This window comes from Lentzea fradiae (genome assembly GCF_900100955.1).
Classification (GTDB): domain Bacteria; phylum Actinomycetota; class Actinomycetes; order Mycobacteriales; family Pseudonocardiaceae; genus Lentzea; species Lentzea fradiae.
The window spans coordinates 119,829-133,379 of sequence record NZ_FNCC01000010.1 but is presented as its reverse complement, the minus strand read 5'-3'; the positions used below and the strand labels follow the sequence as shown (position 1 = coordinate 133,379).

Genomic DNA, 13,551 nt, shown 5'->3' with positions numbered 1-13,551 from the left:
GGACGGCGTCCAAGACGTGGATCCGGCCACCGTCAGAGGCTCAGGCTATGAGCGACGTCCAGGAACGCGCTCGCCCCGGGTGTCAGCTCGCCGCGGCCGCTGACCAGCGCGACGTGCAGGTGCCGTGCGGGTTCGAGGGGCAGCACGAGCGCACCGGCCCTGGCGGCGAGGTCCGCCCACGACTCGGCGAGCACGGCCACCCCGACGCCGGACAGCACGAGCGGGAGGACGGCCTCGCGGTGCTCGATCTCGACGACCTCGGTCAGCTCGACGCCGCCCGCCCTGATCTCGTCGACCACGCGCCGCATGCCGGTGCCGGGCTGGCCGACGATCAGCCGGTGCCCCGCCAGGTCCTCCTGGCGCACCGCGGTGCCGGGCGCGAACGGGCCGTCCGCCGGGCACACCAGCACGAACCGCTGCCGACCGGTCCCGTGCACGACGACCCGCGCGTCCGCCAGCGGCTCCGAGGTGCCCAGCAGACCCAGCTCCGTCCGTCCACTCCGGACCGCCTCGACCACGTCCGCCGCGGTGGCCGCCGCGCGCACCGCGACCGACAGGCCGGGGTGCTTCCCGGTGACCGCCTTGATGATCCCGGCGAGCGGCTCGACCGACTGCGACGGCATCGCCGCGATCTCGACCCGGCCGACCCGCAGCTCGCGCACCCGCTCCACGCTCGCGCGGGCGGTGGCGAGCGCGCGCACGGCCTGCCGGGCGGGGCCGATCAGCGCCTCCCCGGCCGAGGTGAGCACCAGCCTGCGGCCCGCCCGGCGGAACAGCTCCGCCCCGAGGTCGCGTTCCAGCCCGCGGATCGCCTGCGACAACGACGGCTGCGCCACGTGCAGGACCGCCGCGGCCCTGTTCACGCCGCCGTGGTCCACGACGGCGAGGAAGTAGCTCAACTGGCGGACGTCCATTCGCCCAGTCAACCGCCAAAGACCCCCGCCTGCGCGGCCGGGTCACTGGCACCCTGTGGCGCATGGAGACCGGATGCAGCGTCGCACCCACTCCCACCGACGTGTTCGCGCCCGTCGTGGCTCCCTGGGTGCAGGCCGCGACAACACGCCTGCGCATCGTCCTGGCCGGGCTGCCCGCCGCGGCGGTGGACACGTCCGCGCTGGTCGGCTCGTTCACAGCGCGCCTGACATCCCGGCTGGCGGGGCTCGTGGCGCCGTTGCTCGTCCACGAGCTGTCCCAGGCGACCGGCCTGTGGGGCGAGGACGAGCACGAGCGGTTCACGGCTTTCCTGCGGCGCTCGCACTTCCGGTCCGCTCCCGTGCTCGTCCGGCAGCTCGACACCGAACGCGACACCGCCGTCGCGGCGGTCACCGAGATCGCCACCCGGTACGCGGCCGACCGGCACCGCCTGGCCGGGACGCTGCTCGGTGACGCGGCGGCGCTCGTGGGCCTCGACCCGTGCGGCGAGCGCCACCAGGGCGGCCGCGCGACCACGGTCCTGTGCCTCGCCGACGGGCAGCGGGTCGTCTACCGGCCGCGCGGCGTGGACGCCCACCTGGCGCTGACGCGGGTGGTCGAGCTGGTGAACGACCTGGTGCCCCTGGACCTCGCGACGGTCGGCGCGGTGCCGGGAGGCGAGCACGGCTGGACCGAGTTCGTCGAACCCGCTCCCCTGCCGACCTCCGACGCGAACCCGTTCTTCCACCGGCTCGGCGGGCTGCTCGCGGTGCTGCACCTGGTGCGCGCCACGGACATGCGGTGCGAGAACGTGATCGCGCGCGCCGACCAGCCGTTGCTCGTCGACGTGGAGACCCTGTTCCGGGCGGAGCTTCCCGGCGGGCAGCCCGACCCCGCCGCGGTCGCGCTCGCCCGTTCCGTGGCACGCAGCGGCGTCCTGCCCGCGGCCGCCGGACGGCACGGGCTCGTCGACGTCTCGGCGGCCGGAGGTGACGCCGGCCAGGAAACCTCCGGCACCACAACGGAATGGCTCGACGCCGGCACCGACGGGATGCACGCCGTGCTCATCCCGGAACGCACCCCCGGCGCCGCCAACCGCCCGGTGTGGCGGGGCAGCCCGGTCGAGGCCGCCGGCCACACCGACGCGGTGCTGGCCGGGTTCCGCCTCGTCTACGACACGATCCGCCTGCACCGCCCGGAGTTCGCCCGGCTGCTCGCCATCTGCGCCTCGGTGCCGGTGCGGATCGTGGCACGGCCGGTGGCCCGCTACACCGAACTCCTGGCCACCGCGCGACGACCGGCGATGGTGCGCGACGCGGAGACGAGGTCGCGCGCGTTGCGCGACGCCTGCGCCTCCGGTTCCCTGCCCGGCCTGGCCGACGTCGAGGCCGCCGAGCTCGACGCGGGCGACGTCCCGCTGTTCACCGCCCGTGCCGACGGCCACGACCTGGAGTCGGCCGGTGGACGGCTCCCCGGCGTGCTCGCCACCTCCGGCTTCCAGGACGCGCTGGCGTGCCTCGCCTCGTTCGCCGAACCCGACCGCACCGACCAGGAGTGGCTGATCGCCGCCTCCCTGGCCACCCGCCGCCCGGCGGTCGTGGGCCGTTCCGGCAGACCCACGACCGCGGACGACGTGCTGTCCGTCGCCAGGGGGCTCGCCGACCTCATCGTGGCGTCCGGCCACGGCACCAGCCGCATCAACTGGATCGGCCTCGAACCGGCGGCCCGTGCCCGGTGGCTGGTCCGGCCCATGGGCGCGGGCCTCGCCCACGGTTACACGGGCGTGGCGCTGTTCCTGGCCCAGCTCGGCCGCATCACCGAGGACGACCACTACACCGACACCGCCCGCCGGGCCCTCACCTCCGTGCCCGAGCTGCTGGACGCGGCCCGTGACAACGATGACATGATCGCCGCCACGGGCCCCGGCGCGTTCACCGGCTTCGGCGGCATCGGCTACGCGCTGGCCCGCATCGCCGCCCTGCTCGACGACCGCCGCATCGCCCGCTGGGCCCGCACCGCCGTCCGGCTGGCCGACCTGGCCTCCGAGGTGGAGGTACCGGGCTACGGCTTCGCCGCAGCGCTGCGCGCCCTCGACGCCGAGATCGGCTGCTCCCCCGCCCGCGACCTGGCAGAGCACTACCCGGACGGCCCCGCGGGCCCCGTCCGCTGGTGCCCGCACGGCGCGGCGGCGTGGACCGACGAGGACCTCTCGCTGTGCCACGGCAAACTGGGCCACGCGGACGTCTCGGTGGACAGCTGGTCCACCACGACCCGCCTCCGCCGCACCGACGAGGTCCTCGCCTCCCTGCGCCGAGACGGCCTGCGGTGCGCCACCCCCAACGGCGTCCCGACCCCCGGCCTGCTGAGCGGCCTCGCCGGCCTCGGCCTGGGCCTGCTGCGCCTCGGCTTCCCCGGCCACACCCCGTCCGTCCTGCGTTTCGACCCGGCGGACTGACCCGGGTGGCGTACCGTGCGCGCGTGGAGATCACCGACGACCGCGAGTTCCCCGCCGCCCTCGCCGCCCTCACCGCCATCGACTTCCCGTGGAACTACGACGAGAACGACGAGGCGGCCTCCTCCGGCAACATCGACTACGAGCCCTACGAGCAGTTCGAGTCCGCCGAGGACACCAGGGACTGGATCAGGGCGTGGACCGGCAACCAGGAGCTCGACGGCGCCGAGTTCCGCGTGTTCGGCCAGGACGGCACCGGCGGCCTGGCCGCGTTGTGGCTGGTGCGCCCAGGACCGCTGGAGGCGCAGCCGGTCGTGTTCTTCGGCTCCGAGGGCGCCGTGGGCGTCGTCGCGCCGAGCCTCGGCGAGTTCCTGTGGCTGCTGGCCGGTGGCGTCGGACCGCAGGAGGCCGTCGAGTTCGGCGCGGAGAGCGGCGTGCCGCACGAAGGGCTGCGTGCCGTCGCCGAGAAGCACTCCGGCGTCGCGCCGCGCACTCCCGCCGAGGTGCTGGCGGCGGCTCGGGCGGAGTTCCCGGGGTTCGCGGAGACCGTGGAGTCCTGGTCCCGCTGAGGAGCCGGGGGCCGGATATTCCCGCTCGCCCCCCGCAGTCTCGTAAGTCATACCCACTTGACGGAGTGAGCGCTCACTCCGCAAGATGGGTGCATGACACAACTACCTGAAACCACCCGGCGGAGAGCGCCGGGCATGAGCGTCGAGGACCGGCGCGCCATGATCGTCCACGCGGTGCTGCCACTCCTGGTGGAGCACGGCGCCAACATCACCAGCAGCCAGATCGCCCGTGCCGCCGGCATCGGCGAAGGCACCGTCTTCCGCGCGTTCAAGGACAAGGACGAGCTGTTCGACGCCTGCACGGCCGAGGCGTTGCGGCCTGACCACGTGCTCGACGCGATCGCCGAGATCCCCGCCGACCTGCCCTTGGAGGACCGGCTCGTCGAGGCGGCCGAAGCGCTCGGCGCCCACCTCGAACGGATGGGTGCGCTGATGGGCGCGCTGCGCGCGTCCGGGCGGGTGAAGCGGCGCGGCTCCGAGGACCGGAAGGGCGGACGGCGGGAGTCGATGGCCGCCATCCGGGGTGCGATCGTCGACCTGCTCGCGCCGGAGGCCGAGCGGCTGCGGTTGCCCGCCGAGCAGCTCGCCACGCTGTTCCTGTCGCTGCTGTCGGGTGGCCGGCGGCTGGCGGCCGACGTCGACGCGCCCAGCACGCGCCAGGTCGTCGACTTCTTCCTCCGCGGCGCCGTGGAGGCTGGATGATGCCGGGCGGCGGGGGTGGGCTGGAGTTCGCGCTGGGCGGCCGGGGCCGTCGGCGTCGCCCCACCACCGTGCCGGACAGCGGGCTGACCGGGCCCGTCGACATCCCCGAACCCACGCCGGACGACGAACCGAAGGACCTGCGCTCCCGGTTGCGGCGCGTGCGGACGTCCGTGGCGGGCACCGTCCGCGGGCTGCCGAAGGTCGCGAAGCTGACGTGGCAGGCCAGCCCCGTCCTGACCGTCCTGCTGACGCTGGTCACGCTGCTGTCCGGCCTGCTGCCGACCGCGACGGCGTACATCGCGAAGCTGCTGCTGGACTCCGTCGTCGCCGCGATCCAGCACACCGGCACCACAGGCGACATCGTGACCGTCGCGCTGCTGCAGTTCGGCGTGCTCGCCGCGACGGCCGTCGCCGGCGCGTTGACGTCGATCGCGCAGTCGCTGCTGCAGGAGCGCATGACGCTGACCATCCGCCACCAGGTGATGGCGCACGCCAGCGACCTGCACCTCGCCTACTTCGAGGGCTCGGCCTCGTACGACATGCTGCGCCAGGCCGCGCAGGAGGCGCCGACACGACCGTTGTCGATGATGAACTCCGCGCTGGGGCTGCTGCGCACCCTGATCACGTTCACCAGCATGATCGCGCTGCTCGTCTCGATCAGCCCGTTGCTGGCGCTGGTCGCGCTGCTGGCGCCGATCCCCGCGTTCATCTCCCAGTCGAGGTACGGCACGCGCGCGTTCTGGCTGACCTTCATGATGTCGCCGATCAAGCGCCGGATGGACTACCTGTCCTCTTTGGTCACGACGGACACCTACGCCAAGGAGACCAAGCTCTTCGGGCTCGGCCCGTACTTCGTCGAACGGTTCCGCCGGCTCGGCACCGTCTCCTACGAGCGGCAGCGGAAGCTGACGGTCAACCGCAACATCAGCTCGACCTCCTGGGGCCTGCTGAGCACGGCGGCCGGGTCCGCGATCACGTTGTACATCGCGCTGGAAGCCGTCGGCGGCCGGCTGACCCTCGGCGACCTGGCGCTGTACACGGCCGCGGCGGCGTCCGTGCAGGCGTCGGTGTCCGGGCTGTTCACCGCGTTCTCCGGCATGTACGAGAACAACCTCTACCTCGACACGCTGTACCGGTTCCTGGACACCAAGCCGGAGATCAAGGCACCGCCCGCACCGCGCCCGATGCCGTCCACCGTGGACGGGCACATCGAGTTCGACGAGGTGACCTTCGCCTACCCCGGTGCCTCGGAACCCGCGCTGGACCGGGTGAGCTTCGAGATCCGGCCCGGCGAGACGGTCGCCGTGGTGGGCCGCAACGGCGCGGGCAAGTCGACGCTGTTCAAGCTCCTGTGCCGCCTCTACGACCCGACCGGCGGCCGCATCCTGCTCGACGGCGTCGACATCCGCGAGTACGACCCGGACGAGCTGCGCACCCGCGTCAGCGCGATGTTCCAGGACTACGTGACCTACCAGGGCACCGCCGCCGAGAACATCGGCCTCGGCGACCTGACCAGGCTCGAGGACCGGCGCCACGTCGAGGACTCGGCACGCCGCGCCGGTGCGCACGAGCGGATCGAACGGCTGCCGCAGGGCTACGACAGCCCGCTCGGCCGATGGTTCGACCAGGGCGTCAGCCTGTCCGGCGGCGAGTGGCAGAAGATCGCACTGGCCAGGGCGTTCCAGCGGGAGGCACCGATCCTGGTGCTCGACGAACCGACCTCGGCGCTCGACGCGCAGGCCGAGCACGACCTGTTCGCGCGGCTGCGGGAGCTGTCGGAAGGACGCACGACCCTGTACATCTCGCACCGGTTCTCCACCGTGCGGCAGGCGGAACGGATCCTGCTGCTCGACAACGGCCGGGTCGCCGAGTACGGGACGCACGACGAGCTGATGTCGGCGGGCGCCGGCTACGCCGAGCTGTTCACCTTGCAGGCCAAGGCATACCTGGACGAGGTGCCCAGCTGACCCGCCCTCGCGGGCGCCGGTTCCCGCCCGCGGGGCCGCACTCGCGGACGGTGCCCGGCGGCGTCGGCCGGGGTTGCGTCGGACGAATGCGCGCAGCACTGAACCGAACAGCCCAGCCCGCCCCACGAGGCACGGTGAGAGCGCAGCCTCTCGGTGGCCTGGTCGCGCTGCAACGGGCAGCGGGAAACCGCGCCGTCACCGCGGCCGTCCAACGGCAGGTGACGTTCACCAAGAGCGGGACGAATTCCGATGCTTCGGGCGCGGACACCAAGGATCTGCGAGCCGTGCTCATCAAGCACGGATCGTTGCTCGACAGGGTTCCGCCCCACTGGAAAGAGCAGGGCGAGGTGCGGCTCTCCGCACTGCGCAGCGCGTTGGCAGCGCTCAGCAAGGCACCCGAGGACCACGGTGCCGTCGACCTCGACACTGAAACGGACCTCGTGCGGCTCTGCGAGTTGATGATCAGCCTCGCCACCACCGGGACAAGCGAGGCACCGGCCTTCTCGACGCGGTACCCGCCGATGAACGCCGTCGTCCTCACGGACAAGAAGGCTGCCAAAGACATCTGCGCCACCTTGCAGGACTGGCGTGACTACGCCGACCAGTGGGTGAAGGACGCGGCCGAGGAGCTCGTCCGGTGGGAGGCCGGGCGGAAAGCGCTCGGGAGCGCCTACTACCAGCCCGAACACGAAGACTTCCGCATCAGGTACAAGGAATTCCAGAAGACGCACACGGAGATGAAGACCGCCAGCTCGATGTCCGACGTCCTGGCGCTCCATCTGGCGGGTGCGGCCGGAACAGCACTTCACGAGTTCGGCGCGGTGTACCGGGCGGGAACACTGCACGCGGTCGTCAAGTGGTGTGACAGGTCCGCCACGGAGATCTACTTCATCGCGTCCAACCCGTACAACCTGGCACCGGAGAACCAGCGGAGTCGCGTGGGCGGTGCCGCGGCGGCGGCCCTGGCCCTCACCCTCGCGCAGAACAAGGCCCACCACGGGAAGTTCGAGGAAGTTCGCCTCATGTCGGCCAACAACAAGGTCAAAGGGCTCTACGACCACTACGGCTTCCGCGTGCTGTCCGGGGATGACCTTCTCACCCGGCCCGAGCGCGAGCGACGCCGTCCCGACGACAGCGGGGCCAAGCCGGCCAAGACGGAATGGCACAACATGTCCGACATGGCGCTCACGCCGGAGAACGCGGAGAAGCTGTGGGACAGGCTCGCGCCCGAGACGTGGCTCGACCTCGGAGTGGACGGCCTCGGCGCCGGAGCGCGTCCAGAAGGAATGCCGGACCGGTCCGGGGCCGGGTGAGCGGCGAGAACCTCCCTTGCGCACGCGGACGACGTAGGACGCCCAAGGCGGTGGAGCAGCCGCACGCCCGGCACGGGTAGCGCAAGCCCGCCAGCGCGAGCCCGGAGGCACGCGCTCGGTAGGGCGAACTGGCAGCACGAGCCGGTGGGATGAGCCCGACAGCGCAAGCCCGGAGAAGCAACTCGGTGGGGCGAGCACAGCAGCGCGAACCGGGCAGCATGCCCGGCAACGCGAGCCCAACAGCGCGAGAGCGGGGGCGCGAGCCTGGGGCGGGGTGTCAGACGTGGATCAGGCAGCCGTCGCCGTCGTGTGCGGTCGCGTCCTCGTCGTCGAACCAGTGGCCGTTCGGGCCGAGGTAGCGGAACCGCAGGGTGGTGCCGCGCGGCACCACCACCGCCGCGGTGCGCTTGCCGTTGGAGCGGGCCCGGAGCTGGGTCGTTCCCGGCGTCCAGTCGTTGAAGTCGCCGACCACGCTGACCGGGCCCGGCGGCTCGTGCCGGGGCAGCGCCCAGGTCACCCGCACCAGCTGGTCCTTGGCAGGCACGATCCGGATCATCGAGTCCTTCCCTTCCGCGTTCGTCGGTCGTGATGCGGTGGCAGCCTGCCCACGAATGCCACTTCTGACGAGCCGACGCGCCCGTGCGGGCCGCACGATCCCCGGTTCGGGTGGTGCGACCGCGCGGACGTCACGCAGCGGGATCAGGCGACCTCCTCCAGCTCCCTGGGTTCGGCCGCGGCGGCCTGCCTGCGGCGGCGCAGCACGACGATCGCGCCGACGACCGCCGCGATGGCCAGCAGTGCCCACATCGCGCCGTTGAAGACGGACTCGATGTACTTCGCCGAGGCGCCCGCGGCCGAGCCGATGCCGATGTGCAGGGCCGACCAGCACACCGCACCCGTGACGGAGGCCGGTAAGAACTTGCGGTACTCCATCTTGGACGCGCCCGCCGACGCCGGGACCAGGGTGCGCACCACGGGCATGAACCTGGCGACGAACACCGCCCACGCCCCGCGCGTGCGCAGCAGCTCGGCCGCCTTGTCCCAGTGCTGACGGCCCACTCTGCGGACCAGCTTGCTGTCGCGCAGGCGGTCGCCGAAGCGGCGGCCCAGGTAGTAGCCGATGCTGTCGCCGGCGATCGCGCACACCGACACCACGAGCCACATGACGAGGAACCTGGGCACGGTCGTCACCGTCGTCGAGGCCAGCAGCAGGGCGCTCTCCCCCGGCGCCAGGAAGCCCACGCCGAGCGTGCACTCCGCCAGTGTCAGCGCTCCCGTCACCGTGAGCACGGCGGGCTGCGGCAGACCGGCCAGCCCTTCGAGGGCGTCGGTCAAGAAGCTCATGGACTCTCCTGGTGACGATGCAGAACCTTCTGCACGACGGTGGCCGGCGCACCAACGCCACCGCGATCATGTATCTACGCCGAACAGTTGACCGCAGCGGGGCGGCCCGCACATCGGACCGTGGTCTGAATTGCCGGTACCACTAAAGAACTACGGGTGACCCCTGCTTCCGGTTCGATTCCGCCTTCGGAGCTGGGCGGACCCGGGAGAGGCGAGCGCGGGGTCCGTTCGGCCGGAACACATGAAAACGCCTGCCCGGAACTGTCCCGGACAGGCGTTCTGATCGTGCTGGGGAACGGGCCTGCTACTCCTCGCCGAAGGCGAAGTCGTCGCCGCCGTCGTCCTCGAAGACCTCCTCGACGACCTCGCCGAGGATCATGCCGCCGACCACGCCGGCCGCACCCGCCGCGACCATCCCGCCGATGCCGGGACCGCTGCGGTGGCCGTGCTGGCCGTGGTGACCGTGCTGCTCGTACCCGTGGTGGCCGCCGTAGCCGGGCTGGTGGCCGTAGCCGGGCTGGCCGCCGAACGCCGGGTTGTAGCCGCCGTGGCCGCCCCCGAACGCGGGGTTGGCGTGGCCTCCCCCGAACGCCGGGTTGGCGTGGCCGCGCTGGGCGACCTGCGCGAGCCAGCCGTTGATCGCCGAGGCCCAGTCGGTGCCCTGCGCCTCCTGGTGGGACGCGCGGAAGTGCCCGAACGCGTCCCCGCCGGAGGAGAACATGCCGCTGCGCTTGTCCGCTTCGAGGATCACGTACAGCTCGTGCGGGTTCGCGACGAACGTCAGCTCGACCTGGCTGACCGCGCCCGCGAACTGCGGGGGCGGGAAGAACTCGATCTCCTGGTAGAAGCCGAGCTCCTGCGGCACGCCGTGCAGGCGGCCCGCCTCGACGTCCGCGCTGCGGAACTGGAAGCCGAGCTGCCCGAACGCGGTGAGCACCGCGTCCTGCGAGGGCAGCGGGTGGACCACGACGGGGTCGAGGTCGCCCTTGTCCGGGGCTCCCGCGATGACGAGCTCCGTGCGCACGCCGACGGTCATGCCGGGCAGCTGGCCGCCGCCGACGGCGGTGATCGGGGTCTCCCAGGGGATCGGCAGCTGGAAGGGGATGGCCACGAGCTGACCGGCCGGGACCCGCACCCCCTGCTGGACGATCGACCGGAAGAACTCCGACACGCCGCCGTACTCGTGGTCGCCGTGCTCGACCTCGACACGGGTGACGAGCGACAGCACGACCTGGCCGATCTCAGCGTCCGCGCTGCCGCCCTGGATGCGCACCTGGCCTGTGACGTGCTGGCCGGGCGCGGCGTGCGGCGAGTCGAGCACGGTGTCGACGGACGGTCCGCCGACGCCGAACGCGCTGAGCATCCGCTTGAACAAGTGTCCTCCTGCGGGAGTGGGTGGGCTTACCTCTGCCGCACCGCGACGGGCGGTGCGTCGGTCTCGTCGTCGAAGTCGCCGATCAGCTCTTCGAGCAGGTCCTCCAGCGCGGCGATGCCGGCCACGCCGTCGTCGCCGGACACCAGCGCGAGCTGCGCCCTGTCCGCCTTCATGGCGGTGACGGCGGCGGCGACGGGCATCGAGGCGGGCAGCGTGAGGACCGGTGCCATCAGCTCCCGTGCCGCGGGGTCGTTCCCGGCGGCCGTGGCGCGCATCGCCTCGCGGATGTGCACCAGGCCGACGAACTCGCCGCGCAGGTTCCTGACCGGGAACCGCGAGCGCCCGCACTGGAGGCTGCGGCGCTCGATCGCACGGGCCGTCGTGTGCTCGGTGACCGTCGCGACGTCCTCGATCGGCACCATGACCTCGCGCAGCGTCGTCTTCTGCACCTGGAGCATCCGGGTCAGCAGTCGTTGCTGGGCCTCGGGGATGAGGCCGTGCTCGCCGGACTGGCGCACGAGCATGCGCAGGTCGTCCGGCCGGTGCGCCTGCGCCAGCTCGTCCTGCGGCTCGACCTTCAGCAGGCGCAGCAGGCGGTTCGTCGTCGAGTTGAGCCCGCTGAGGACCCAGCGGACCGACTTCGCGAAGGCGCGGAACGGCAGCGCCAGCAGCAGCGCCGAGCGCTCCGGGTGGGAGATCGCCCAGGACTTGGGGGCCATCTCGCCGACGACCATGTGCAGGAACACCACCAGCACCAGGCTGATCGCGAAGGCGATGCCGTACGCGACGGCGTCCGGCAGGCCGGTCAGCCGCAGCAGCGGGTCGAGCAGGTCGGCGACGGCCGGCTTGGCCAGCGCGCCGAGCCCGAGCGTGCACAGCGTGATGCCGAGCTGGGCGCCGGCGAGCATCAACGACAGCTCGCGCACGCCCGCGAGCGCGGCGCGGGCCGCCCTGGAGCTCTCGGCCTCCTGCTCCAGGCGGTGCCTCTTGGCCGCGATCAGCGCGAACTCGGCGGCGACGAAGAACGCGTTCAGCGCCAGCAGGACCAGGGAGATCCCGAGTGCGGTTCCGGTGCTCATCGGGCCTCCTCCCTGACCTTCACGGTCAGCACGACGGTGTCGGGCACGTTGCGCGACACCGCGGCCACGAGCAGCGTGGCGTCGCCTGCCTCGATCTCGTCGCCTTCCTCGGCGGTGCGGCCGAGCCGGTGCAGCACGAGGCCGGACACCGTGTCGTAGGCGTCGTCCTCGGGCAGCTCGACGCCGGTGGCGTCCTCGATCTCGTCGAGGCGCATCCGGCCGGGCACCCGCCACCTGCGGTCGTCGACGCGCTCGATGGCGGCCTCGACCAGGTCGTCCTCGTCGTGGATCTCTCCCACGAGCTCCTCGGCGAGGTCCTCCAGCGAGACGATCCCGGCGAAGCCGCCGAACTCGTCGAGCACGCACGCCAGCTGGCGCCGTTCGGTGCGCAGCCTCTCCAACACGGCGGGCAGCGGCAGCGTGGACGGCACGACCAGCGCGGACGAGGCGATGTCGGCGATCGGGGTGACCGGGCGCTGTTCCGGCGTGAGGGTCAGCACCTCGGCGAGCCCCACGACGCCCCGGATGTCGTCGAGGTCCTTGCCCACGACGGGGAACCGCGAGTGCCCGGTGTCGAGCAGCTCGACCACCCGCGACGCGGGCTCGTCCGCGCGGACCGAGTGCACGTTCACCCGCGGCGTCATGGCCTGCTCCGCGACGAGCTCGCGAAAGCCGAGGCCGTGGTCGAGCAGCTGGGCGAGCTCCGGGTCCAGGTGGCCCTGGTCGCCCGCGTCCTCCACGATCTGCTTGAGGTCCTCGGTCGTGGCGCCCTGCGGAAGCTCCTCCACCGGCTCGATGCCGATGGCGCGGAGCAGCCTGTTGGCGGTGGCGTCGAACAGGCGGACGAGCGGCCCGGCGATCTTGAGGTAGACCAGCGTCGACGAGCTCAGCCACTTCGCCAGCGCCTCAGGCTTGGCGATCGCGAGGTTCTTCGGCAGCAGCTCGCCCAGCACCATCTGCACGACGGTCGCGAAGACCAGCGCCACCGCCATCGCCAGCGGCACGCCGAACGACTCGGGCAGGCCGAGCAGGTTCGCAAGGCCGGTGCCCAGCAGCGGCTCGGCCACGTAGCCGACCAGCAGCGCGGTGACTGTGATGCCGAACTGGGCACCGGAGAGCATGAAGGACAGCTTCTGGGTCACGCGCAGCGCGCGGCCGGCCGCCTTGTCACCGGCTTCGGACATCTGCTGCAACCGGCCGCGGTCGACGGCCATGTACGCGAACTCCTGGGCCACGAAGTACCCGGTGGCGGCGGTCAGCGCCACGATCGCGAGCAGACCGGAGAAGATCAACATGCCGCACCCGCGGCACTCGCAACGTTCAGCCGGGCTCGCCCCGGCTCACTACTGCAGCCGTCTACATCGGCTTCATCAGGCATGACCCGAGAGTAGCACGTGACACTGTATGGTTTCGGGAGGAGGTGCACGTGAGCGAAGCGTTGCTCAAGATCGGCGAGCTGGCCGCGCGGGCCGGCGTCAGCATCCGCACCGTCGACTACTACACGACACTGGGCCTGATCAGCCCTGCGCAGCGCACGGCGTCGAACTACCGCCTCTACTCCCCCGCCGACGTCGACCGGATCCACCTGGTCCAACGTCTGGAGGTCCACGGAGTTCCCCTGGAGGAGATCTCCACGGCGCTGACCGCCCGGCAGGCCGACGTCACGGCGATCCTCGACCGCATCGACGTCGACCTGCAGACCCTCCAGACGGCCGCGGACAGCGCGGCGCCGGAGATGCAGGGCCTGCTGGCGATCATCGCCACGAGGGTCCACTCGCTGATCACGATCGCCCTGCAGATCCCGCCGGACTCCTACCTGCCCTGACCGGCGAAGCCCC

Annotated in this window: 12 protein-coding genes; 6 read left to right on the top strand and 6 right to left on the bottom strand. The window is 72.1% G+C overall.

What is annotated here, in order from left to right:
• Window positions 1-32: 32 nt before the first annotated feature.
• On the bottom strand, window positions 33-914 hold the full coding sequence (locus tag BLT23_RS24035) for a LysR family transcriptional regulator (RefSeq protein WP_090052391.1): 882 nt from the start codon (window positions 912-914) through the stop codon (window positions 33-35).
• A 62-nt stretch (window positions 915-976) separates the two neighbouring features.
• Here BLT23_RS24035 and BLT23_RS24030 point away from each other — a divergent pair, with 62 nt between their 5' ends.
• The 5 genes from BLT23_RS24030 (at window position 977) to BLT23_RS24010 (ending at window position 7,915) form a co-directional block, all read left to right on the top strand.
• Window positions 977-3,367, top strand: coding sequence for a type 2 lanthipeptide synthetase LanM family protein (locus tag BLT23_RS24030; protein ID WP_090052389.1), 2,391 nt, complete (start codon window positions 977-979; stop codon window positions 3,365-3,367).
• Window positions 3,368-3,390: 23 nt separating this feature from the next.
• Window positions 3,391-3,933 (top strand): SMI1/KNR4 family protein, encoded by a 543-nt coding sequence (locus tag BLT23_RS24025; protein WP_090052897.1) that lies wholly within the window; start codon window positions 3,391-3,393, stop codon window positions 3,931-3,933.
• Window positions 3,934-4,068: 135 nt separating this feature from the next.
• Window positions 4,069-4,635 (top strand): TetR/AcrR family transcriptional regulator, encoded by a 567-nt coding sequence (locus BLT23_RS24020; protein WP_090052387.1) that lies wholly within the window; start codon window positions 4,069-4,071, stop codon window positions 4,633-4,635.
• Window positions 4,632-6,602 carry an ABC transporter ATP-binding protein gene (locus tag BLT23_RS24015; protein ID WP_245744126.1) on the top strand — a complete coding sequence of 657 codons (1,971 nt, stop codon included), beginning with the start codon at window positions 4,632-4,634 and terminating at the stop codon, window positions 6,600-6,602. The genes BLT23_RS24020 and BLT23_RS24015 overlap by 4 nt, the downstream gene beginning before the upstream one ends.
• Before the next feature lie 134 nt (window positions 6,603-6,736).
• A complete protein-coding gene (locus tag BLT23_RS24010) occupies window positions 6,737-7,915 on the top strand; it encodes a hypothetical protein (protein WP_090052385.1) in 1,179 nt (392 codons plus the stop codon).
• Between the two features lie 277 nt (window positions 7,916-8,192).
• On the opposite strand, the gene BLT23_RS24005 is transcribed toward BLT23_RS24010, so the two are convergent.
• The 5 genes from BLT23_RS24005 to BLT23_RS23985 all read right to left on the bottom strand — a co-directional run bounded on the left by BLT23_RS24005 (window position 8,193) and on the right by BLT23_RS23985 (window position 13,008).
• Window positions 8,193-8,471 (bottom strand): early set domain-containing protein, encoded by a 279-nt coding sequence (locus BLT23_RS24005; protein ID WP_090052383.1) that lies wholly within the window; start codon window positions 8,469-8,471, stop codon window positions 8,193-8,195.
• A 143-nt stretch (window positions 8,472-8,614) separates the two neighbouring features.
• Window positions 8,615-9,259 (bottom strand): DedA family protein, encoded by a 645-nt coding sequence (locus BLT23_RS24000; protein ID WP_090052381.1) that lies wholly within the window; start codon window positions 9,257-9,259, stop codon window positions 8,615-8,617.
• Between the two features lie 304 nt (window positions 9,260-9,563).
• Window positions 9,564-10,634, bottom strand: a complete 1,071-nt coding sequence (locus BLT23_RS23995) for a sporulation protein (RefSeq protein ID WP_090052379.1) — start codon at window positions 10,632-10,634, stop codon at window positions 9,564-9,566.
• Between the two features lie 26 nt (window positions 10,635-10,660).
• Window positions 10,661-11,713 carry a hemolysin family protein gene (locus tag BLT23_RS23990; protein WP_090052377.1) on the bottom strand — a complete coding sequence of 351 codons (1,053 nt, stop codon included), beginning with the start codon at window positions 11,711-11,713 and terminating at the stop codon, window positions 10,661-10,663.
• Window positions 11,710-13,008, bottom strand: a complete 1,299-nt coding sequence (locus tag BLT23_RS23985) for a hemolysin family protein (RefSeq protein WP_090052375.1) — start codon at window positions 13,006-13,008, stop codon at window positions 11,710-11,712. Before BLT23_RS23985 ends, BLT23_RS23990 begins: the two co-directional genes overlap by 4 nt.
• Before the next feature lie 131 nt (window positions 13,009-13,139).
• On the opposite strand from BLT23_RS23985, the gene BLT23_RS23980 reads away from it, so the two are divergent.
• A complete protein-coding gene (locus tag BLT23_RS23980) occupies window positions 13,140-13,538 on the top strand; it encodes a MerR family transcriptional regulator (RefSeq protein ID WP_090052373.1) in 399 nt (132 codons plus the stop codon).
• Window positions 13,539-13,551: the final 13 nt, after the last annotated feature.